Origin of the sequence: Schleiferilactobacillus harbinensis DSM 16991 (assembly GCF_000425885.1) — a bacterium.
Lineage (GTDB): Bacteria > Bacillota > Bacilli > Lactobacillales > Lactobacillaceae > Schleiferilactobacillus > Schleiferilactobacillus harbinensis.
Window position 1 is genome coordinate 25,970 of record NZ_AUEH01000012.1, and the last position, 23,351, is coordinate 49,320.

At 49.6% G+C, this 23,351-nt stretch carries 14 protein-coding genes and 1 pseudogene; 2 read left to right on the forward strand and 13 right to left on the reverse strand.

Annotated elements, in window-relative coordinates:
* Positions 1 to 13: 13 nt before the first annotated feature.
* Both H627_RS0105255 and H627_RS0105260 read right to left on the reverse strand, forming a co-directional pair.
* Positions 14 to 1,684, reverse strand: coding sequence for a DUF4091 domain-containing protein (locus H627_RS0105255; protein ID WP_027828087.1), 1,671 nt, complete (start codon positions 1,682 to 1,684; stop codon positions 14 to 16).
* A 130-nt stretch (positions 1,685 to 1,814) separates the two neighbouring features.
* Positions 1,815 to 2,288 (reverse strand): UCP014422 family protein, encoded by a 474-nt coding sequence (locus H627_RS0105260; RefSeq protein ID WP_027828088.1) that lies wholly within the window; start codon positions 2,286 to 2,288, stop codon positions 1,815 to 1,817.
* Positions 2,289 to 2,427: 139 nt separating this feature from the next.
* Between H627_RS0105260 and H627_RS0105265 the strand changes: the two genes are divergently transcribed.
* Positions 2,428 to 3,141 (forward strand): hypothetical protein, encoded by a 714-nt coding sequence (locus tag H627_RS0105265; RefSeq protein ID WP_226999201.1) that lies wholly within the window; start codon positions 2,428 to 2,430, stop codon positions 3,139 to 3,141.
* Here H627_RS0105265 and H627_RS0105270 read toward each other — a convergent pair.
* The 6 genes from H627_RS0105270 to pglZ form a co-directional block, all read right to left on the reverse strand.
* Positions 3,138 to 3,746, reverse strand: a complete 609-nt coding sequence (locus H627_RS0105270) for a hypothetical protein (protein ID WP_027828090.1) — start codon at positions 3,744 to 3,746, stop codon at positions 3,138 to 3,140. The two genes, H627_RS0105265 and H627_RS0105270, sit on opposite strands and share 4 nt — an antisense overlap.
* Before the next feature lie 107 nt (positions 3,747 to 3,853).
* Positions 3,854 to 4,210, reverse strand: a complete 357-nt coding sequence (locus H627_RS0105275; RefSeq protein WP_027828091.1) for a hypothetical protein — start codon at positions 4,208 to 4,210, stop codon at positions 3,854 to 3,856.
* Positions 4,211 to 4,384: 174 nt separating this feature from the next.
* Positions 4,385 to 4,807 (reverse strand): hypothetical protein, encoded by a 423-nt coding sequence (locus H627_RS0105285; protein WP_027828092.1) that lies wholly within the window; start codon positions 4,805 to 4,807, stop codon positions 4,385 to 4,387.
* 23 nt (positions 4,808 to 4,830) lie between these two features.
* On the reverse strand, positions 4,831 to 6,618 hold the full coding sequence (locus H627_RS0105290; RefSeq protein ID WP_027828093.1) for a GmrSD restriction endonuclease domain-containing protein: 1,788 nt from the start codon (positions 6,616 to 6,618) through the stop codon (positions 4,831 to 4,833).
* A gap of 28 nt (positions 6,619 to 6,646) precedes the next feature.
* The gene (gene brxL, locus H627_RS0105295) at positions 6,647 to 8,719 is read right to left on the reverse strand and encodes a protease Lon-related BREX system protein BrxL (RefSeq protein WP_193323146.1); all 2,073 of its coding nucleotides are present in this window, start codon (positions 8,717 to 8,719) and stop codon (positions 6,647 to 6,649) included.
* Between the two features lie 46 nt (positions 8,720 to 8,765).
* Positions 8,766 to 11,300 carry a BREX-1 system phosphatase PglZ type A gene (gene pglZ, locus H627_RS0105300; protein ID WP_027828095.1) on the reverse strand — a complete coding sequence of 845 codons (2,535 nt, stop codon included), beginning with the start codon at positions 11,298 to 11,300 and terminating at the stop codon, positions 8,766 to 8,768.
* A 95-nt stretch (positions 11,301 to 11,395) separates the two neighbouring features.
* Here pglZ and pglX (H627_RS17130) point away from each other — a divergent pair.
* Positions 11,396 to 14,398: pseudogene (gene pglX / locus H627_RS17130) on the forward strand (BREX-1 system adenine-specific DNA-methyltransferase PglX); the annotation flags it as partial.
* A gap of 56 nt (positions 14,399 to 14,454) precedes the next feature.
* Here the strand turns inward: pglX (H627_RS17130) and H627_RS0105310 are convergent.
* The 5 genes from H627_RS0105310 to H627_RS0105330 are packed head-to-tail and all read right to left on the reverse strand — an operon-like array spanning position 14,455 to position 23,271.
* Entirely contained in the window at positions 14,455 to 15,534 is a 1,080-nt protein-coding gene (locus H627_RS0105310) for a site-specific integrase (RefSeq protein ID WP_027828096.1), read from the reverse strand.
* A 1-nt stretch (position 15,535) separates the two neighbouring features.
* Positions 15,536 to 18,301, reverse strand: coding sequence for a BREX-1 system adenine-specific DNA-methyltransferase PglX (gene pglX, locus H627_RS0105315; protein ID WP_081674698.1), 2,766 nt, complete (start codon positions 18,299 to 18,301; stop codon positions 15,536 to 15,538).
* A 52-nt stretch (positions 18,302 to 18,353) separates the two neighbouring features.
* Positions 18,354 to 22,079, reverse strand: a complete 3,726-nt coding sequence (gene brxC, locus H627_RS0105320) for a BREX system P-loop protein BrxC (protein WP_027828098.1) — start codon at positions 22,077 to 22,079, stop codon at positions 18,354 to 18,356.
* Positions 22,080 to 22,090: 11 nt separating this feature from the next.
* Positions 22,091 to 22,672 (reverse strand): DUF1788 domain-containing protein, encoded by a 582-nt coding sequence (locus H627_RS0105325; RefSeq protein ID WP_027828099.1) that lies wholly within the window; start codon positions 22,670 to 22,672, stop codon positions 22,091 to 22,093.
* On the reverse strand, positions 22,672 to 23,271 hold the full coding sequence (locus H627_RS0105330; RefSeq protein ID WP_027828100.1) for a BrxA family protein: 600 nt from the start codon (positions 23,269 to 23,271) through the stop codon (positions 22,672 to 22,674). The genes H627_RS0105325 and H627_RS0105330 overlap by 1 nt, the downstream gene beginning before the upstream one ends.
* Positions 23,272 to 23,351 lie beyond the last annotated feature (80 nt).

The window sequence follows — 23,351 nt, forward strand, 5'->3', positions numbered from 1 at the left end:
TGCCCATTTTATCCTATTCCATCCCGGCTCTCGCCAGCAGTGCCTCAATCTTCGCCACCGTCTTGTGCATATACTGCCGGTCCGCATTTTCATCCACCCCGACCGCGGCGCCATACGCATTCACCGTCTTCGCCGGCAAAGGTGTATCAATCAGCGTATCCAAATATGCCGTCAGTGCCTTCACCCCAGGTGTATCCTGAGTCGCCGTACTCGCAGCCAGCAAGCGCCACTGGCGAATCTGGCCTAATGTGTGGGCCATCATCATGATCCGCGGTGACAGATACGGCGCGGTATCGCCTTCCCGGTGCGGATAAAGCAAGAACGGATCACCGCTTTCCCAATACCAATGATTGACTGACTTGAAGGGGTCTTCAACCCACCCGTCCAAGGCCCAGCGCAGAAAACCATCCACGCCTAACGACGCGAAGTACCACAACAGATACGCGGTCTCAATCGGCTCACTCAACGCAAACATGCTGGGATAATTGCCGACACAATTATAGAAAGTCGTCTCCAGCCCCTTCGCCTGCCGGTCCGCCACGAATTGCTTGAACGCATGGGGATCGCCAATATCAGCCTGATTGATCGAAATATCCTGGTAATGATCCAGCACATCCGTCGCCACCGTCTGGTAATTCACCGCGCCCGACAGCTTCAGCGGCTGCCCTGACGCAGTCTTGAAGTGACTCAGAAAATCGATCACGGTCTTCATCTCATCTATGGGCCGTTCGTCCAGCGCCATATATGTCCGGTCGAACCATTTCTTCTCATTCAAATGGCCAATGAAGTCAGTTAAGAAAGCCGTCCAGATCGCCCGCCAGCGGTCCGAACCTACTGCCGGCTTTTCAGTGACCCACGCCCCCTGCGCATCCCGGTACTTAATCTCGTTTTCCCACGGCAAGATTGAGAAGCACTTGATCTTGCGGTCAATGCCCAGATCCAGATTCCACTGCACATACCGATCAAAATTTGTGTAGTCAAAATGGAAGCCATCCGCTGCCCGGGTCCACTGCACCAAACTGGGATAAGCATCATAGGTCTGGTGATGCCAGGGATCTTCAACAATCGTCGTGGTAATCGAATGCCCGCCCATTGCGCTATATTTCTGCAAATTTTCCTTGGTCAGCCGCTCGTGTTCTGGGCCGAAGAGCTGATCCGCCGGAATATGGTAGAAACGTGCCACAGCATACGGGTATTCCCATAATTCCAAGCTGAACAATTGCGGGTCGAGGGGCATTGCGCCCGGCCCACCAACTTGCAAAATCAGGGGCAAGGTCTCCTCCCCGACTTGAATAACGGTCTCTACCGGCAACTCCGAATAGGCCTCGGCAGGCACGGTAATCGCGGCCAAACAATTCAGATACGGTGCTGGCGGTGTCTGTAAGTCGACCAGCGGCTGAACATAATCCGGAGCCGGCTTGTTCGGTCCAGCAGGAATCTCACCCCACGTCATCCCCCGCCCGATGTATGCCGACGTTTCTCGGACGACGCCGATTTCGACAGTCCAATTGGTCGGCAGATCAATACTGATGTCAGGTATCTTGCCATTCGTTAATGGGCCGACGGCGAAGCTAATGAAAGCCTGCTCTCCGCGCCAAACGTGGACAGTTGGGTGCTTCTGTTCCTTGGCCCGCGCCAGTTCCGTTTGGGTGTAATGCCGGCCAAAATCGGTGAAAGCTAACATGCCGATATCCCCTTTTCTTTTAGTGAGTTATCCTTTTAGGCCTATTGTCACAGTTGGTTTAAGCGCTGTCAATTATATCAAAAAAGCCCCCCACTGGGAGCCCCTGCCAATTACTCATGATATCCACGATTTAGTACTCAGGCTGCCGCATCTTAGCCCGATTCCCCTTAACTGCGAAGTCCAAAGCCCCCAGCTGATCGGCCACGATCCGTACCAGCTTCTGGAGTGCCTTAGGGTCATCCGCGGTGCTGAGAAAATCCGCCGTTGCCTTGGCGTAATCGTCCTTATACTCCGTATTCAGTGCCTTCCAGTTCACACCGGCAAAGGCCTGCACAGTTTTCTTAGAGTTGCTGGGCAAGCCGATCTTGCGCTGCTCGATCAGCACCGCCACGATCGGGTACCCGGCGTAATGCTGCCAATACGTCGCGTTATCGTTGGACGAATAAAATCCGTCCCCAAAGCGTACCGTATACTGCTTACTATGATCCGACGACACCACCAAGGCCTCGCCCGGCTCCTCCGTCGGGAACGTGACCCGCTGATCTGCAACAGCACTCAAGGCTTCATAAACCTTGGCGATGGGTGTCGGTTTTCTGTCTGCCATGATTATCAATGCTTCCTTTGTATGTAGGGATGTTTGCCTCCATTGTTGCGGTGCGCTGGGTCAATGTCAATCGTTGGTCTTCTCTGGCCGGCTGTAACCTGTTACACTGATGGCAAATCGAATACGAGGAGGGACACTAATGTATAAGAATCGGCCCTTGGGACCCTATCGCACGTTGCCTGAGCTCACGGCCAACCAACATTTGATTGGCGATCGCTATGCCACGAGAACCGGCTTGCTGAAGCGGTATCGCGTTGAGTATCGGCCGAACAAGCACGGGGCTTTCTCCGATTCACTGACGTTCCATAAGCGCTTTGAGAGAAAACTGCTGGCTGTGTTTCACGAGATGTTTTCCCAAGCCACACCCGCAGACAGCCTTGCGTATCGGAATTACTTGCGCGGCTACGTAGGTAGTTGGGACTACATTCATCTGTTTTTGCTGGCTGAATCGACCATCCGCCTGCACAAGCATTTTGGCGATACGTTGACCGCGGCAGAACAAGCCTACATGGATGTCCACGCCTCAATTGTGAAACATGATGACGCGATTTTGGAAAAGCCCGAACCAGGCGCCTACTTTGATGAGGAATATCGATTGAACCAACAGCAGGCCCGGACTCTGTTCGACTTGATGCAGGCCGACGTCAAATACGCCATTTTGGCCAAGATTATGATCACTGAGTTAGCTTGGGCCCAACAGACGCACGTGGATGCTGACGATACGAAGCGTGACATGCACCGGTTCATCTCTGGCTACCTCGTACCGCGCATGATCTACGGTCCGCTGGCTGGGCCAGAGGCCGAAACTTGGCGTGAGTTCTTAGCTGACCAGATTGCGGGGTGGTGGGACTAAATCAAATCAAACCCCATCTCCTCTGCTTTCTCCCGACCACGATTTTGGAAATGCGGATCATTCCCATCAAACAGCACAACGAACTGATCCGCCGTCTCTAAATTGATGGCGTAATGATTGTCGCTCCAGGAATATGGATCATTGGTTCGAATGTCCAGCCAGGGCAGCTCCAGAGTCCTAGTCGGTGCACCATCTGCAATCAACTCTAAATCCGTGAGATCCGCCGGAGTACCTTGGGCAAAATGATCTGTCAACCGGTCCACGAGTTGCGGCACAATCTCGTCATCGGTTAGTCCTTGCGCAACCCAGTCTTTGACATTTTGCGCCAATACATATGGCCCCGCCAGCGTCTGTGTTGCCAACGCATCTGGCAACTTGGTTCGTTCCGCCACAATGGCCCGGCGCGCGATTGCAGGGAACCAGTCCTTGCGGATCGCCACGTAGCCTTCACCGATTTTCTTAGTGAATGACTCATGTGCTGAGCCATAATCGGGGTGGAACAAAAACGCTGATTCGGTAATATGGGTCAGGTGGAGATCAATGATATCTGCCGGTAGTTCTAAGACTTCTGTGTTTTCGAAAGCCATTTTGATTGTTTTGAGCATGATTATCCCCCTAAGGTGAACTCAAATTCACCAGCTATGGTCTGGTCGTCAGCGTCAAAAGTGAAGAAGCTCAAAGGTCCCTCCAAGGCACTGAGTTTCTTATTTTTCTATCCAAGATCAAACCCAAAAAATTCCTGTAATTCCATTAAGACCCTCTCTTGCCGTTCTGTCGGATCATCGTAAACCAGGTACTTGCCCTCTCCTGGCACAATCACCACCAGGCCTGCTGACCGCACCATGGACTGCCAGTCGTCACTGGCGTATTGGCCGAGCATTAACTGCAGCACCCCGACAGTGTTCTTTTGATACCAAAAGGCGGTACCACCAGTCACTAAAGTGCCGTCCCTCAGGATAAAACACGCCTCATCAGGCCGTTCAATACCATAGTGAACGCCAGCCATGACTGGCAGACTCGCCGCTTTATCCATATTGTCTTTGATTTCTTGGTCACTGATCTCCGGCATCCAAGCCACTCCCAATCCTTAATCAATTGATCTTGGATCGTACCTGAATCAGCCGAATTGATCAAGCGTCTGTCTATTCTTCGTCACCACTGACTAACTGCAAGATCGGCGCATCTACCCACAGCTGAAACACCTTGTCTTGCGGCAGATCAGCAGTATCGCTGAACATCATTCCTAGCCCCGGAAAACCGCGGGGGTAAAGCAGACGATGTAACCATCCTTAAATGCATACACGACTGGATAGTTGTGTACCCGCTGCTCATAGGCAGCCTTTGCCGCCTTCATGGCCGTTTCCCGCACGGTTGCGCCATGCATCAGCGTGCGACCCACTAAGGAATCATCCACCGGCAATGGGATCCGAAAGATATGCATGTCCTGTCCCGCGAAAGGTGATTGCATTTCCGCCTCCGGATCGACAAAGCTTAACCAAACCAGGAACACCTCTTGGTCTCCTGCAATCGCTACTGGATCAAGCATACTGGCCAGCCGCCGTTGCGGATGATCTTTGATGAAGTTGGTGACTGTCTGTACGACATCTGCTGGGCCAAACGTATAGACTGCTGCCTGATTAATTCCTAAATCGTTGTAATAGTTCACCTAAAGCCCTTCTTTATGCTGTTTCAACTCTGTCCCGGTACCGCTGATGGCTTTAGCCGAGAAAAATACTCGGCAATCACGGTTGCCATGAGTTGCCGCCGCTGATTGAGAAAATCTGGATAGGTTGAGAAGTTGCCGTTCACGATGTCAACCGGAATTGCATTCTCGGCCAACCCTTTTGCAGTCGAAAATTCAGTTACTGCTGGATCCTTCATATACCGTTCTGGTGCCAAATCACTGATCTGTAAATTTCGGGGTTGTGTCAACCAGCAATAATTGGCAATTTGATTGATCTCATTCTGTTGTGCGCCATGCTTACGCAGATACGCCTTGGGGAAAATATGGTGAATATTGCCCTCTTGACTGATCACGGTCCGCACCGTAACATCCTTTTCCAACCAGGCAACGGTCTGGTTGTGTACCTGAGCCATTTGAAAAATTCGCCAACCGTTGTTCTGCGTACTTTGAGTGGCTAAATTATTCGGTAATTGAATTGTCCAATAGGTCTCTGGCAGTGCATCCGCAATTTCTTTTTCCACTGCTGCAACGACATCAGCACGGTGAAACAGATGACTATCCTGCTCCATCTGTGTTTCACTGGAACCACTATACCGGCCAGTCAAAGCGGACATAATAATCCACTGTTTAACCAGTGACTCGCGGACAGACTGAGGTATGCCGTTTTGTCCTTTCAAGATCAGAAACAACATATATCCAGCATTCAGGAACGCCGTGCCATTGAATTGCAGCTTACCGCTGATCATGCCGAGACTTTCCAGAATCATAATAAATCGGCGAAAGTCTGACTGATTAACAAAGTCATCAATTCCTTCACCCAACTTACTATATGCCGCCGCCATGGCTGTTTCCGTGTATTTCTTGGTCTCAAAATCACGGCCAGAAATTAGGGCAACAAGATCTGCATGTTTTCCTCGACCAAAATGGCTGCCCAAAATCACATGGAAAATATCGCCAAAGGTCGGTTGATAAAGGGTCGTGTTTTCACTCACGATCCAGGCAATCTTCTGCATTGCCGCCGATTGTGCAAATTTTGGATCAGACTCTTGAATACCAGACAACGCCGACGCGTCAGCTTGCAGATTGGTGAAATATTCAACCATTTTTCGTTGAATATTGCCTTGATGCAGAGTGTCCGCTGACATCTTAGACATGATGAAGTCCGCAGTGGATAGTCGGGTCCCCTGTGAATTAATCCGGTTAAAGATTTCAGTCACCTGATCAATCGTCAGCGCATCTAACAGGCTGATATTGCCGACGCCGTATGACGTAATGCGCTTCAAATCATCGATTGCGCGCGCCACTTCGTCTGGTGGGCAGTCATTGGCCTGGGAATAGGCGGTAATGAAATTGAAGCTTGAGAAGTCGTCCGCAAAAACTTCCGCGATATCACTGATCCAGCGTTTGTCCTTCTGGAGCAAAGCATTAGCCGTTTGAAATTCCCTGGTCAAAGGATTAAAAGCAATACTAATCCGCCGCCGCTTAAATCTTCGGTCGATAATCTTCTGCCCCGACAATGCGGTGGCTAATGCTGTGAGACGCTGCTGCCCATCGATCACGATCTTCTTTCCAACAGAGATTGACCCATCTTTAAGCCGAATACTGGGGTTATTCCAAGTGATAATGTAGCCAATCGGAAAACCATTAAACAACGAATCGATTAGATCCCGAACTTTGGTCGAGGGCCACACAAATGGCCGTTGCAGTTCCGGCAGCCCAATCTCCCCAGAGTTAATCCACCCCAATAATGTACCAATCTGACTATTCTGTACGTCGTATTTCGAATCTGCCACGGCTGATTGCCTCCCTTATACGTCTACGCTACTGCTGCACACCCAATGCCTTCATCACCGCATCCTCAATCGTGTTGTAGAACTTCAGCGAGAAAGCCGCAATCAAATCTCCCGGCACCGTACCCAACTCACTCGTGGCACTCGATGGAATCAAGACCGCCTTCGCCCCGCTATCCAGAGCCACCTGCAGCCGATCCGCCAAGCTGTCCATTTTCTTAATGGTGCCTCCGATGGAAAAGTCTCCCAAGATGGCTAACCCACCGATGACCGGCTTTCCAACCGAAATAGAAACCAGTGCGACATAGGTCGCCAACGACAACTCCGCCGCCATGGCGCCATTATTCAGGTTGGTTGCGTTCACGATATAGTCATGCTGCGCTGGCGCAATATTCTGACTGACCTGAGAGAAATTAGCCTTGAGGTAATTGAACGCCGTATCCATTTCTTCCTTGGCCAACCTATTGGATTGGATCCCGGTCCAACTCGTCTTCCCGTTGCCGGCCGTCATCTGCGACTCCAATTTTATCAAACTCAACCGTTCATCCGCATCATAAGCAACCGTGTAGACTTGGCCAGGTTTCCCTTCATTCTCAGGAATCAATCCCGTCGAACCCTGCTCTGGCACCGGAACGAAATGCTCGTCAAGCGTTTCCTTGTCGATGTAAGAAAAGTTAACATCGTAAAACTCCATGCCGCCAATTTTCTTCAGCTGCTCTTTCACCCGTCGACGCATCTCCAAGGCGAACGTCAGAATCTGGGCGATGTCATCCTTTGTGAACTTGCCATCTGGATACAGCAGCTTCACCATCCCAGACACCGTCTTGCGTACCGCAATCGTGTCCCGCTGGTTCAGCTGATTGCCCAGGGTGAAGTACTTATCGAAGGCATCCCCGTAAGAAATCTTCCGCAGGGCCCGCATGACCTCCGCGAAATAGTCCGTGATCAGGCCATAGCCGTTCGTAAAGAAATTCGGCCGATACTTCGGAATCTCCCAGCCAGGCAAGTAGTTGTGAATCCGGTCCAAAAAGGCCGTGTCGTTAGCCATGACAGCGGGAAACGGATCAAACAGATTGGACGTCCGCATGACCACGTCCACCGGCTGATTAATATTCCCAACAAAGACCATCCCGGCAGACGCCTGAATTTCGTCCCGGCCCCGGGCAAAGGAGCCGGACGCCATGTAGTCCTTCATGATCTGGACGCCGTCGTTATCCTTGAACTTAATGCCCGCCACTTCGTCAAAAGCCACGACATCCCACATGCCGACCAGGCCGACTTCATGCCGCGCCATATTGAAGAACAGGTTGGCTACCGTTGTCTGGCCCCCAGAAACCAAGATCGAATTGGGTGATAATTCTTTGTAGACGTGGGACTTCCCGGTACCCCGAGGCCCCAGTTCCACGAAGTTATAGTTGTTCTCGACAAACGGAATGAGCCGCGATACCATGAGCCACTTCACCCGGTCATCGAATTGCGTGGGCTCCATGCCAATCGTCCGCAGCAGCAAGTCAATCCACTCGTCGGTCGTGAATTTCTCCCGGGCATCATAAACTTCCTGCATGTTCACAGACGGCACCTGAACCGGGGTCAGCTGATCAATGAGAAAATGGTCATCGCTGGTATGGTCGTAGCGTACCCGCACGATGGACCAAATACCACCCACTAGCAACCGTTCATAGTCCTGGACGTAGCGCTCATCCACCGGCACACCGGTGATCCCCAAGTTGCCAAACGCCGCCTCGTACCGGTCCTTATCCGAGTTCAAAGTCACCGTGATCTTGTCGATGACCGTATACGCTCCCTCTTCCCGAATCCGAGACTTCACCTTTTCCGCCTCGTCCGGCCGCACGTAGTTATTAGCCAGCGTCTTCTTGACGTTTTCCACGCCCCGTTCAATGATCACCGGATCCGAGCTGTTGGCATACTGCCCCAGCAGGAATTCCAGCACATAGGTGGGGACATTGGCCCCCTCCTTAATCTTCTGGGTCAGATCCTTGCGCACAAAGCGCCCGGGGAAAAAGGCCTCCAACTTGTCCAGCAAGTCTGTCTGCACATTTTCTGCCGCTTGCTCCTGAGCAATGGCTTCCGCTGGCACTGCCACATCCCCGTCACTCTTCGCTCGTAACTTTTCTTCCTCTTGCTTGTTATCAGATGTCAAAGCCGAAATCCCCTTTAATCGTCAAGTCCATTTGATATTGAATCCGCTGAATCTCTTCCTTAGTTTCTGCATTCTGGATAATCAGATAGTACGCTCCGCTGTTGTCGAAGTCCCGATCCTGCAAGGTCAGGTAGAAGCTCTGGCGCCGGCTTGGGCTCTGAGGATCATCCTCCCGACTATCGGCTACATAGCGTTGTTCGTTAGAAATGGGCCGATCCTGGCTATCGACAAAGTAGAGTACATAGGTGGCGGCGGTGGTTTTGTCGGTTACCGGTTCTTCTTGAGAAATGGGCACCATCACGCTGCGGCTGGTGATGCGATGGGCGCCTTCTGTAACCTTGATCGACACCGGTGTGGCCTTGGATCGACCACTTTGTGTCCGCACGTGCAGCACCGGCACAATCATTTCTTCCGGTGAGGCGCCGCCATGCACGTAGTTTTGCCCAGCTCCAGCGGACTTGAAGATACTATCCGTGGCCGGATAGTAGACACGCCGCTGATCATCATTATCCAGCAGTGCCCCCAGACGCTGTGACCGCACCCCGGGCTGCTCGATGGTCTCACTGCTAATTGCATAGCGCTGCCCCAGCACGTCCAGATCGTGGCCGCTGATGTCGATCTTGTCCGCCGAATCCAGACCAGACCGTTTGTACAGATAGCCATGATCGGCGGTCACGATGATGTGCGCTACACTTAAATTACGCAAAAAACCGATTGTCCGCGCAATTGTGTTGATGGCTTCCTCGGTGGCGTTAAAGACCTGCTTCTCGGTCTTCGCGTCATCACCAGTGGCATCCACTTCGTTGTGGTACAAGTAAACCACCTTTTGCCCCGCCAAGAGTTGTTTTCTTTGCGGCGTATCCCAGTCTTTGAGAAAAGTCATCACATGGTCGGCGTTGCTCTGCGGATCCCGATTTTGCAGGATCTGACGGCGCTTCTCCAGCGTGTCTGCTTTGAGTCCATCCACTAAGACCGTCTTGTCCGGTTGGTACGTCAATGTTTGATGCGGCAGCAATGCTGGCATTCCAAAATACGTCACAGAGGGCAAGCCAGAGTATACCGTATCGAGTTCTGTACTGTAGACATCCTGATCATCCAGCTTGCGTTTCAGCTCCGCTGCAGCTTCAAACCGAAAGGCATCAGAAATAATCACGACGATCCGTTCCTTAGGAGAACTGATAAATGTCCGATAAAAACTGCGCTGCCAGCTACGCGGTTCAACGTCTCGCGGATCAAACACTGTGGTCCAAGCTGTCACCGTCGGGGTGAGAAATTCATTGACGTAAGTGTTGTCCACTTTGTCAGCGATACCTTCCAGAAGATCCATAAGGTCGATGGCAATCCGGTCGTAGCGCTGAACGAAATGCCGGTACGCCGTATCCACCGCGTAATCAGTGGTGATGTACTGTTCTTTGGCGGCCGCTAAGTTTTTTACCTCACGCCGGCGGTACGTGAGAATTACCAATGCAGCGCGCAACAGGGCATATGCGTCGTGATACGTCTTGCCGAAGTACATCTTTTCTCGCTGGGTCAAAACATCCGCCAACGGTGTTGTCCCTGCCACGGCATGAAAATCATCCGCCTGCAATCGCTCGACGGCCCAAGCCAGAATTTGCCGATCAAAATTGGCAAACACATCCGTCTTGAGCAAGTCCACGATATCCAGTTGCTGGAGCTGCCGGGAAACACCACTGAAGCTTTCAAGATGCTGCCACACTGTTTCGGCCAACTGACGATATGTATCCGCAAATGTCTGGTCATTTCTTGCTAAGGACAGAAAGGTGACGGCATTGTTGGCGCTGGTCAGCTTGTAATTATCGATACTTCGCGGCAGATCCTTCTCCATTTGGTAATAGGCAAAGTTCAAATACAGGGCCGTCGTGAAATCCAGCAGTGAATTGGTGGCGCCATTGAAGCCATAAGCGTTCCGCACGTTCTCCCAGAACTGGGTGAGCAGACCATATTTTTTAAACTCTGCTAGAACTGGATTGGTATCACCAATGCCGGCCTGCAGCACGGCCCGCAAGACCATCGTCATGGTGTGGTCACTGGCTCCGGCCAGCGCAGCCATGATCGCCATTTGCAAATCCTTGCCCGGCTGATAGAGTCTCTGAAATTTAGCCTGGCGGTCTTTGCTGGCAAAAAACCGTTTCTGCTCCTGGAAGGTCGCGGCATCCTCGTCCGGCACTCGCAACTCCTGCCGCAGCATGACCAGCGCATTAGCGGTGTATTCCCGCGAATAGTAAAGCATGTCCGTCATGAAATTCTCCGTCAAATCTGGCTTCGGCGCCGGCGAATAAACCAAGGCCGACTGCCCCTGCTGCTCCATCGCCACCAGCGTCAGCTTGGTCTTAAACTGCTCGTTTTTCCCCATGATAACGACCGGTTCCCGCAACTGCTCTGTAATATCCGCAATGTTGTCCGCAAACTCGCCCTGTGCGTCATACCAAAAGACAAAGTGATTATTGTCCGCAAACAGCTTCTCAATACCCGCCACGATCTTCTTGGTGTCTAGCTCCGCCATGTTTTTCATTCTCCGTTCCAGTGTCCGCTTATCCGTGTTCTCAACCTGTGTTAAGTATAACGAAGGGGCTCTGCCAATGCCATACTTCGCTAATCTTATCGTTCACTCCCAGCTATCAGAACGGGGTGATCAAGGAGCTTGTAACTGAGGTGCCGCGGGATGACTTTGACGTGGAGAAGGAGGGGCAGGTCGAGATTATTGGGTGGCTGTACCAATACTACAATGAGGAACCTAAGGATGTTGCCTTCAAGAAAAGCAAGTACGCTGCGTCAGACATTCCAGCCGTCACTCAGTTGTTCACACCAGATTGGATCGTCAAGTACTTGGTTGAAAATTCGCTCGGCCGCTATTGGATCGATGTGCTCCATATACGCGGTGATCAACGGTCTGAACAGGATATTGCCCAGAGTTTTGGTTGGCGATATTTCATGCCCGCTGCTCAGCAAACTGAGAATGTTCAGCAGCAACTGTTGGCGACCAACAGTCATCTGTCAGACAAGAAGCTTCAACAGATCACCTTCTTAGATCCTGCCATGGGTTCTGGCCACATCCTGATCTATGCATTCGATGTCTTCATGCAGTTATATCAAAGCGAAGGCTATTCAGCACGAGAGGCTGCCAATAGCATTGTTACCAACAACCTGTTTGGTCTAGACATTGATCGGCGTGCCTACCAGCTCGCCTACTTTGCAGTGATGATGAAGCTCCGGCAATACGACCGGCGCGCACTGAATCAATCCATTGATCCGCAACTGTCGGATATTCCGCAAACTAATATTCTCAATGATGATCTCAACGAGTTAACCAGAGCCTATGCTAATCAGTTGCCACAGCAACAAGCCAAGTCCTTTCAGGGCACAGTGAAGGAGTTCAACCGGGGCGATGTTCTCGGCTCCTTGATCAAGCCTAGCCTCGATCAAGGAATACTATCTGAACTCCAAACGAGTGCAGCCACAGAGCCAGAATCAGCACAGCTTTCCTTTGCGACGACAAATTTCAATTCTGAAGAAATGTCCCGCATCACCCACGTGCTCACCATCTTGGCTACCCAGTACACAATCGTAGTAACAAATCCACCCTATATGGGGTCTGGCAAAATGACACCGAGCCTTTCAAAGTTTGTCAAAAGGGAATACCCGGACAGTAAAGCAGACTTATTTGCTGTCTTTATGGAATTGGCACAGAAGTTGAATGTCCAGAATGGATATCACGCACTCATTACCCAACATCAGTGGATGTTTCTGTCTAGCTTCGAAAAGTTGCGAGTCAAGCTCCGTAAGAATGTACTCGTCAATATGGCCCACTTGGGTACCCGTGCATTTGAAGAAATTGGCGGCGAAGTGGTCCAATCAACTGCATTCGTGATGAGAAATTCGTCTATACCGAGTTATGTCGGCACATACGAGAGATTGGTGAATGCTCCTTCTCAGACCGCTAAAGAGAACGCGTATTTGGAAATGGTGAAAGATTCCTCCTGCAAGGGTCTCTATCGAACTAACCAAGCGAATTTTGAAAAGATATCAGGAAATCCAATATCATATTGGATTCCGAAAACTGCCGTGGAGATCCTGAATAACACAAAATCAATAGCCAGTGCTTGGCAGTCGGGAGGTAGGCTAAAGACCCATAACAATTTAAAATTTCTGCGTTATTGGTGGGAAATACTTTTAGGTGACGGCCGTTGGAAGCCCATTGAGGATGGAGGAAGTTTTAGAAGATGGGCGGGCAACGATTATATAGTGGTTGATTACTCTCCTGCGGCGATTAGCGCGTATCGGGAAAAGGGAGGGTTACCCAATCAGAAACTTATTGACAAACAGGGCATCACTTGGAATCTAATCACCTCCGCAGACAACGCATTCAGAATTAAACGAGAAGGGAACGCCTACAGTTCGGCTGCCCCAACCATAATTCCCATAGATGATGTAGATATAAGTGACAATACAACAGTGCTTTCTCTTTTGGGGCAACTGAATTCCAAGTCAACTGCTTATATTCTTGAGGGCTTAAACCCGACGCTAAATACAACGATACATGATGTAACAAGACTTCCGCTATTCAAAAGCAGCAACCAAATTGCACTCATAGTGACAGAAAATTTATCAATTTCCAGTGCTGACTGGTCTGAATCCGAAACAGCTGGATCATTTCTAACCTTCAGCCTTGTCACTAATATTGCTGAGCATAATCGAAATTGGACCGTGAAAGCAGCTTTCAACCAGTGGAAACAAGAAGCCCAAGACCGGTTCAATCAACTGAAGAAGAACGAAGAAGAACTGAACAAGATCTTTATTGATCTGTACGGCTTGCAAGACGAATTGTCCCCAGAAGAGTCTGACAAAGAAGTTTCCGTGCGTAAAGCAGATCTGGGACGGGACATCCGCGCCTTCATGTCCTACTTTATTGGAGTCACATTTGGCCGGTACTCGCTAGATACGCCAGGATTGGCATTTGCTGGTGGCGATTGGGATGCTTCGAAGTACACGAGCTATCAACCCAATACAGATGATGTGATTGTACTGACTGACTCGGATTATTTTGGCGATGATCGGGATATCATGCACCGCTTCCGGGAGTTTTTGACGGTTACTTTTGGTGAAGAACATTTGGAAGAGAATCTCACGTTCATTGCCAAGGCACTGGGTAAAGTGGGCGACACAGCGGAAGATCAAATTCGGAGTTATCTGTTCAACGACTTCTACAAGAACCATCTGACTATCTATCAGAAACGACCAATCTATTGGCAACTGGACTCCGGTCGGCAAGGTGGCTTCAAAGCACTGATGTACCTGCATCGGTACGATGGCGACACGATGGCGATGATTCGCACATCGTATTTACACACCCTACAGGCCGCTTATGAAAAGCGGGTGACCACGTTGGACACCTTCATCGCCTCAGAGACCAACACGCGTCAGAAGAACCAGTTGATTAAACAGCGGGACCACACCCGCAAACAGTTGGAAGAATTGGTGAAGTATGACGCTCAACTCCAACACGTCGCCAACATGCATATTGCGATTGATCTAGATGACGGCGTCGTGGTGAACCACCAGAAAGTACAAGCAGACGTCAAGTTATTGACGCCCATTAAATAGATATTTCCCCTCTAGAATCAATCTGGAGGGGATTTTTGTGCCAACAGATGTGCCAACTATGCATTCTCGAGAATTGCCAGGATTTTATCGGTATCTTTTGCCTCCAATTCCTTGATAATGTGCAAGTATGTAGACTGAGTGGTCGTGATGCTGCTGTGGCCGAGACGTTTGGAGACGGAAAGGACACTCACGCCTTGGTAAAGGAGGACGGAGGCGTGGGTGTGGCGAAGCCCGTGGAACGTCACTCGGGGTAGTCCCAGTGCATGCAACTTGTTTGTCAGGACTTGGTTGATTTCGGCACTGACCATGGCGTGGCCGTCAATCAAGAATAGCGGTGTATTTGGTGGTGTGGGGTGGTTCTCTACGAAGATGTGCAGGCGATGCAAAGAGATCGAGTCGAGCGGCAACTTACGCATTGACGCTTTGTTCTTCGTTTTCTTGAAGCCGGCGTGGTACTTGTAGTCCCACGTCTTATTCACGTCAACAGTACCATCCTGCCAGTCAATGTCATTGGTGGTTATGCCCAGGATTTCTGCATACCGCATGCCTGTGACGGCGGCCAAGTAGATCATCATTTCTGGAATCTGTTCTGTATCCAGATGATGGATCAGCTTCTGCCATTCGCCATAATCGAGTGCTTTTTTCGAGCGGTGAACTGCCACCCCGGTGACCACGGCCTTGCGGGTTGGATCGTTGGCAATGATGTGTTCATCCAACGCATCAAGTAGCGCTGCTCTGATTTGCTTATGGAATGCCGACACGGTGCGGGGCGCGTGATCGCGAGCAAAGATGTTCAGCCGTTCTTGGTAAACTGTTCGGGTAATATCCTTCAGCGGCATTTTGCCGAAGATCTTGCGGATGTGGTTCAGCGTGTTTTCGTACTTGACGAAAGTGACGTTGGTCACAGAGTTCCGCTTATAGAGATTTATCCAGCGTTCGAAATAGACGCTCAGTGGAATTTCGCCCGCCTTGAACTGGCGTACATCAGCATAGAGCGACTTCACCTGACTAGCTGCCAACTCCGCATCAGACTTGAGGCGAAAGCCAGACTTTCGTAATTTCTTGTACGCACCATCCAAGTCCTTGTACGAAATCTCGTACTGCCACACCTTGCCTCTTTTTCGGTAACTGACCATGTTAATGTCCTCCTAATCCAAATATTTGGCACTTTTTTGGCACATTCTGTATTTTATGCCACCAAGTAGTCAATTTTTGGGCCTGATGCTCAATCGTAGCGCATATGTTGGAAAGACATTGTTGAATACGGTGAATTGCCAATACCGTATGCTCAGCGATGTGGCTCACTAAACATTCTCCGGAAAAGTCCATGGCCTCTTCAAACTGATTCCAATCCAGTTTTGATAGAAAGATATTCTTTTGACTTAATTGACTAACACGATTGATCGAATCTATCTTTATCGGGAGCTTTTCTAAATCACTCGCTTGAAAGTTTATGGTGGGGTTTAGTTCTGCCGTCATTGACAAGATTGGCGAATTAGTCAATGCAAGGTAATATTCAACATTAGTGTCAGGAAATACCCCAGTAGTTGCGGCAGAAAATATTTCTTGGTCAGTAACAACTCGGAAACCCAGGATTCCAGACGTTACTTTGGATGTCACTATTCCAGTAGAGAAATAATTTGATTCATTTTTTACCACGAACCCATAGTTTCCATGTAGATATGGGTACTTATTGGATACGTATGACTTGATTTCAGAACCGTTGTTTTCCCAGTTAACTATAAAACTCGTATTTCCATACCATTTACGATAACCGCCTCCTTTATCATAGACCGCCCATTTGTGCTCTCTACCAATTGATCGATAACGCACTTCATACCATAGCCTGACAAATTCCTTGTCATTGCTAGTTTGCAGACCGGTTCCTGCTTTGAACATGGAACCCAATAAAGGTAAAGTAAATAAACTCACGGCCTTGTCAGAAAACCAATATATAATTGGGCTTCCAGGAATCTTTTCAAAATTCGCTTGGTTAGTTCGATAAAGGTAGTTTACAGACGGATCTACGATTGCCGCCGTGACCTTTTGACGTTGTACCTCCATACCACCCGTGAAATCGACAAGACGCAAATACGTACCGACTTTATCGGTTTCATCGGTTGCTTTCTTCAATACAAATGTATTGATAGTGACGTACGCCTCATCGAAGTAGGCGTGTGTCTCCATCTGAATTAAACTAGCAATACTCGTCAGCGTAAGCACAGAATCCCGTAGTTTTTCAAACGATTTCAAGAACATCCAAGAAACCGGCGTCATATAGCCAGTATAGCCGTTAGTCTTCGCCATGTTGATATTGTGCCAAATGAAAACAGAGAACAGATCCGCAGAATAATCCTTATAGTGCTTCTTCACGTACTTCTTCAGGGTACTGTTCATCTTGTTCAAGTACGGCGGATTGGTTACCACAACATCGTATCGTTGGGTCATCGTTTCCGCAGTGGCAATGATTTCCAGCAATTGCTGGGCTGTCTGCTGGTTGCCAAAGAGGCTAATCTTTTGAGCTGTCGCAACTGGTTCTAGCGCATTCCGCATGCCAGCATAGTCATAATTGGCTGGCAACTCAATAATCGAGCCGAGAGTCTTGGCATCCATAAAGTGGGCAGCGATGTCTTGAATCTCGTCAATCACTTCTGAACTTGCTTTCAAACTATGCAAAAATTCTTCCGTTACTGCCGGGGCAGCAATGAAGACGTGGATATTAGGCATCACACTGCGGTTTAATGCTTGGCGATCATATCGACGCAATTTCATCATCAGTGAGAAGTACGAGAGCTGGAAGGCCCGTCGGTCGATTTCCAGACCAAATAGGTTATTCTGAATGATGCTATTAGCTGCTTCACGTTTGGCATAGCCTTGATCCTCGTACATGGTCATCAGCACATCAAACGCATAGGCCAAAATATGACCCGAGCCCATGGCATTATCCATCACTTGGATTCTGGTGATGTCAAAGTCTGAATGATCCGGCGTTATGTCTCCAGGCAGTAAGTACTTGAGCTGCTCCTTAACTGGCGAATTAGGATAATATTCCAGATATTTCTTGCCCAGTGAATTGTCCACCATGTAGCGGACAACCCAGTCGGTGGTAAATAACTGCGTGGCTGCGGGAATGTCATCAGTTTTCACTGGTCCACCATTGATGTTCACCACTTGATCATGGGGCTCTTCATTATAGTATTGGTACAGCCACCCAATAATCTCGACCTGCCCCTCCTTCTCCACGTCAAAGTCATCCCGCGGCACCTCAGTTACAAGCTCCTTAATCACCCCGTTCTGATAGCTGGGAGTGAACAATAATTGCAAGGCGTCAGTTGTTTTCTCAAACAAATGGGGCAAATTGGCGTTCAAAGCGTTAGCCTGCTTCAAAAACAGCAACCGATACGCATCATCCATCGCCGCTGGTTCTTGGGTTTCTTGGGCACGCTGAATAAGATCCCGCTGCTTTTCGGAAAAGCCGCCAAGGTCGTCTTCGATTTCCAGTGCATGAGCCAGAATGTCCGGTTCTGCCCGTCCTTCTTCGGAAGAAAGCACGGCAACCCGGCTCGGCAAATAATGGTTCACTTCCATGAATCGTAACGCAATGATCCGGTTGAACCAAGTGTACGAGGCCTCTTCTACGAGATTATCGTAAGCGGTCTGCCAATCGTCCTTGGCTGCTGCTGTCTGCAATCTCTGAACTAAGCCGACGCGACGCGACGTGTCAAGTCCGCTGACCCCTTCAGTGTCGTTTGGCACATAGAAGGCAATCTCGGCCGTCGATGTTGGCAGTTTCTCTTTCACACCGTCTCTGGTGATCCCCACTTGGGTCAGCTTTAACTCAACACTCTCGATGAGCTCGCGGCGGGCTTTCACCGCGAAATCATGAATCTTCTTTTTATCCATTGCGATTCCTTTCAAAATAACGGCCACTCCCACGAATGGCCGTTATTGTCTGCTAGAGAGTAAACTTCGTGATCTGGTTTTCTTTAACTTGATCCAGCAATGCCTGCCGAAGCTTCTCAACATACCGGTTTACGTCATCTTCAGAGGAAATGGACCATTCCCGTTCGATGGGTAGTTGATCGGCTTCAAGATACTTAGTTTGAATAACAACAGGTGCTGCGGGTTCTGGTTGAGGCGCCGGATTGGGGCCAGGAGCAGGAAGCGGATCCACAAGCTTAATGGGTTCCTCGTCTGAACTCGGCTTTGGGGATACTTTCTCCACCTCGGCTGTTTTCTTTCGAGCGAGTTCTTCCAACCGCTCTTTCTCAGCCAGCTTCTGTTCTTCTGCTAGTCGCTGCTCCTCATTTTCCAAGCTCTGCGTAATGCGCCGTAACACCGCATCAGCTGCTGCCGGTTTGGCCTCTAAGCGCGTCAAATCCGGTGCTTCCTCAGCCTCGGTCATAATTCGCTTAATCTGCTCCGTCAACGTCGCCAGCCGTTGCTGTTTGAAGTCATCTCCGGTGGAAGAATCGTTAATCCGCTGTTTGGCCTTTTCATTGACTGCTTGGATTTTGTCGGTCACTTGTTTCTGGTGATCGTCCATAATCTTAGCAAAGGTATCCACAAACTTCTGGTGAACGGCGTCAATTTCTTGGATAACACGTCCAGCTCGGTCCTCATTCAGCAGTTTGTTCAGCTGCTGGTAGTCCTCAGCCAAAGCCGTGCTGGTAAAGAAGTCATGGGATGCCTTGTACCGCGCGATGTCATCCAATCCCCGCGTCCAGATTGTCTGCTGCTGATCGCTGAAGTAGAAGTCCATGATTCCCTTATCGCTCATGTCGTCTGCCCACTGCAGCAAATCATCATAACGGGTATGGATCTTGTCGTAGAAAGTTTCCGCATCATTGATGGCCAGTAATTCACTGAACATCTTGCTGCCCTGTTTGAGCAGTTCATGACCCGGGAAGGAACCATTCTTTTGATCAAAAAACTGCAGCGTCCCGTTGTCCTTGGCAATCTTCTCCTTCAATTCAGCCACCATCAGATCCGGCTGAGCTGCACTGAATGACCGCTTATTGAAAACCTGATCGGCGACATCCTTCATTTCCCGCAGGTAACGCGGATTGATGTCTTTCTTCACCTGAATCGAAATCTGTTCCGCGTATTGCTTCTTGGTCAGGAAATTGGCAATATCCTGAGGCTTGTACGCCGTATTGACCGGAGAAAGTACTTGATCCTGTAGATTAGCCTGAATCTTGCCATCCGCCAGCAGCTTGGCCACCAGCCATTCGATGTCGTCCTCAATATAGCCATAGGGAATGGCCTTGAAGTTGTTCAAGATGGCCTGCAACGTCACATGCTTGTCCTTTTGCATCGTCCGCTGGAGCCAGCTGTACACTGCTTGGACCGCGCGCTCGTTTTCCTGCGTGGATACTGCCAACTCATTATCCTGATCCAGGATTTGCGTAATATCTGACGACGACTTGGCTGCATCAATGAGTCCTAAACTGCGGTACGTATCATCCACCAACATCTTCAAGCCGTCGGTGAAGCGGCCCTGGAAGTCTTTGCCGCCCTCAATCTTATGCCCGGCAACATAAACGTCTGCTTGTTCCAAGGCCGTCATAATCCGCTCCCGAGCCTTGACTAACAGCTGCTGCCGTTCAGCAGTCCGCTGTTCTTTGATGAAGTTGAACCGAGCGTCGGCATGGGCGTTGCCAAGCATGACAAATTTCCCAATCTGCTCCGCCCGCCGCAAGTCGCCGAGATAGTCGTCCGTGCTCGGCAGATCAACCACGATCTTATGTTTAGACGGATCCATGGACAGAAGCAGCAGGTTAGCCTCATTCCGATTATTGGCGCCATCCAAAGACGTGATGACTTGGATCGTCATGTCATTGTTGGTCCGCCCCTGGGGAGTTTCATCCACGTATTGATTCAACGTGAAATTGTAACGGCCTTTCAGCTTGGGGTAGGTGTACTTATTGGTAATGCCGGTCTTCGGATCAAAAATAAAGTTGCCCATCCGGTCTTCCATTTCACCCGGCAAGACTTCTTCCCGGCTGATGGCCTGGTTGACTTCCTGTTCCGCATCGGTCAAGAATTCGTAGTTATCCAAGTTTTTCTCGACAAACCGTTGCTGCCGCAGAATGGCTAATGCATTCTGGACCTTTTTCTGCAATTCAACCCGATCAGTATCTACTGAGTCAATCATCAACGTCACGATGTTGTTCAACGTGGCGTCAAAGTCCTTCAGGTACTTGACCATGAACAGCGCCTTGAGTACCTGAACGTTGAAGTTGTCTTCTTCATGGGTAGGATCAACGGTGTCGTTGTCCACCGCGTGGGCAATCACAATGCTATGGGTGTGGTCCAAGAACTGGCGCAGGCCTTCAAAGAACAAGCTGAACGGCACTAGCGCCGTATCTTGTTCGTCCATAATGGCTTCCACGGACTCCTGGAAAAGAGACAGCATCGACCGTGCACCTTCAGACAAGTGCTTGCCATCAGAGCCGTGGGTCCGGACCGCTGTGAGCACATTTTGCAGCAAGTTAAACTGGTACGGAACGAACGGATATGTCGCCGCAAAATCTTCCCCTGAACGGAACTTAGGCCGATCCACGCCATCGTCAAAATCAATCATGTTATTGATTGCGGCTGCGTTAGCCTCGTAGTCTGCCGCAAGTTGTGTTGTAGCCGGCTCTGTCTTTGCCAACAGCCGCTTGCGAATGACTTCGTCCACGTTGGCCGAACTCATGCTGATTTTGGTCGCAAACCGGCCTTGAATCTTGGAAAAGTCCTGACCGCTGATTTTGTCCGTAATGGTATCAATGGCCTGCTGGGAAGTGACGACCACCCAAGCCTTGCCGTGAGTAGCCGCGCCCAAGTCTTCAACCACTGTTTGCAAGTTGAGCATCCGTTGCGTGCTTTCCCCAACGAACTGGCCAACTTCATCCACCAGGAAAACGACCCGCTTCCCGGTCTTCTTGATATAGGCGGCCACCAGTTTAGAGAAGTCCTCAATACTGACTTGATAAGATGTCGTCAATTGATCCATCAAGCCCTGGGCATCCTCTTCACTGTATGCATCGACTTGCACTAGGGCATCTTTGATCGTGCCTTTCTTGAAAATGGCATGATCCCGACCAACCGTCCAGTCCATGTGAGTGTTATCCAACTCCGTGAACTTGTCCTTGAAGGCGTCGTACTTACCCTGCGCAACTAATTGGCGCTCCATTTCAGCAATCCAAAAATTGGTACTCGAAAAGCCCTGCATTTCGTTAAACACTTGCAGGAAAACATTGATGATGGCATTGTCATCTGACTTGGCACCAGTCTTAGCTTTGGAATCAATATTGAACAGCACCACGTCGGTTGGCTGTTGCGCAGCCAGCTCAATACGGTTGATCGTCATCTGGTCATTGATTTTCTCTTTGAAATAGTCAATGGCGCTCTTGCCGTCAACTTTCCGATCTTCCAACAGATAGGAGAGGATTTTCAGAAAGTGTGATTTACCAGAACCGAAGAAGCCGGAGATCCATACTCCCATCTCGTCGGTATCGTGGTTGATACTTTTCTCGTAGGCCGCAAAGAAGTCGTCAAAGTGGCCCTTCAATTCCCGGGTAACAACGTACTCGTCTAGTTCCTGCTTCACGTTAGCGTCTGCATCCTGGCCAACCTTGATGACGCCTTGGATATTTCGATCAATCGGTTTAACAAATAAGTCGCGTATTTGCATTGTTATCTCCCCTATTCGAAATGAAACGCGCGGTAGTAGTTGTCTTCCTGTAACTCCCCGAAGGCCTGCAACCGCACACTGTTGTAATTACCTGGATAGAACATCATGACCGGAATTTGGTCAATGACCTGAGTCATGGTGTTCAACACCTTGTGAGCCCGGATAATTGGATAAACCTGCCCAACACCGGTAATGAACACGATGGTGGGACCATCTTTGTTCAAATGGTCGCTGATGTACTGCACCACCAGGTTATGTTCTTCGTTCATCTCCATGATGTTGTTCATCCAATCAATCACTTGGGTGATGCCATCGCTTTTTTCCAGGTCTATGAATCCCTCGCGATACCCAAATTTGTCGATGATGGACAGCATAATGGTGTACAAGTTAAATACTTGGATCGTGGCGCCCGTTGGTGCCGCTTTAGCTTGGCGAACGATATCGCCAATTTCTCCACGGACGTATAGTTCTTTCTCGGGATCATAGTCGAATATATAATAGCCAACTTCGTTCGATAAGCCCCGATTCTCTTGAAAAGACTGGCTTTGAATCTTTTCTCGTAAATCCTGAAACTTCTTCTTCAGCGGTACCATTACGACGTCCTCCCTGTCAGAATTGCCAAGTAATCCAGGTGATTTTCTTGCTGTAGCTGGGCGACTAGCCGTTCATCCAGCAAGTAGTTTTGCACGACGAGTGCGTCCTTATAGTCCTTAACCACTTGGGCACTGCGTAAGTAATGCGTTACCGTAGCTTGCAGCCTTCTTATCGTCTGCTCCGTCCATTGCGCCGCTTCATGATGCTCCAATGGTAACTTTTTGAAAAAAGCAGAAAGTTCGTAGTTTTCAATTTGGCGATCACCTAGAATTAATTCTGGACGGAAGACATCGTACATGAAGACATACATCAGCTGTTCCGTATTCATGATGGCAATGAGATTCACGATGCGCTGATTGACTGGATCTAGCCGGTCAAACAAACCACGCATCGCCGGAGTGAGTGAATCTACCCGGCGCAATACCACATTTGTCTCGCTCTTTAGACGCGCTGAAGAGGACGCTTGAAATATATTTTCGGCTAAGATTTTCTGACGAACCAACGAAAGGTCGCCAGAGTCAACGACCATGCCAATTGATTGTACAAATTCAGCAAACCAAAACTGATATTGAACTGCACTAGCTGATATTCGTTTCATGTCGACCTTCCTCGCTTGTGAATTGGTTATCGATAGCGTGAAAAATAATTTTACTTGCTTGAGCTCAGTATACCAGATTG

Bases quoted from the DNA above. Each gene is read 5' to 3' on its own strand.
- H627_RS0105255 (WP_027828087.1), bottom strand. From the start codon at position 1,684: ATGTTAGCTTTCACCGATTTTGGCCGGCATTACACCCAAACGGAACTG.
- H627_RS0105260 (WP_027828088.1), bottom strand. From the start codon at position 2,288: ATGGCAGACAGAAAACCGACACCCATCGCCAAGGTTTATGAAGCCTTG.
- H627_RS0105265 (WP_226999201.1), top strand. From the start codon at position 2,428: ATGTATAAGAATCGGCCCTTGGGACCCTATCGCACGTTGCCTGAGCTC.
- H627_RS0105270 (WP_027828090.1), bottom strand. From the start codon at position 3,746: ATGCTCAAAACAATCAAAATGGCTTTCGAAAACACAGAAGTCTTAGAA.
- H627_RS0105275 (WP_027828091.1), bottom strand. From the start codon at position 4,210: ATGCCGGAGATCAGTGACCAAGAAATCAAAGACAATATGGATAAAGCG.
- pglZ (WP_027828095.1), bottom strand. From the start codon at position 11,300: ATGGCGGAGCTAGACACCAAGAAGATCGTGGCGGGTATTGAGAAGCTG.
- H627_RS0105310 (WP_027828096.1), bottom strand. From the start codon at position 15,534: ATGGTCAGTTACCGAAAAAGAGGCAAGGTGTGGCAGTACGAGATTTCG.
- pglX (WP_081674698.1), bottom strand. From the start codon at position 18,301: ATGGATAAAAAGAAGATTCATGATTTCGCGGTGAAAGCCCGCCGCGAG.
- brxC (WP_027828098.1), bottom strand. From the start codon at position 22,079: ATGCAAATACGCGACTTATTTGTTAAACCGATTGATCGAAATATCCAA.
- H627_RS0105325 (WP_027828099.1), bottom strand. From the start codon at position 22,672: ATGGTACCGCTGAAGAAGAAGTTTCAGGATTTACGAGAAAAGATTCAA.
- H627_RS0105330 (WP_027828100.1), bottom strand. From the start codon at position 23,271: ATGAAACGAATATCAGCTAGTGCAGTTCAATATCAGTTTTGGTTTGCT.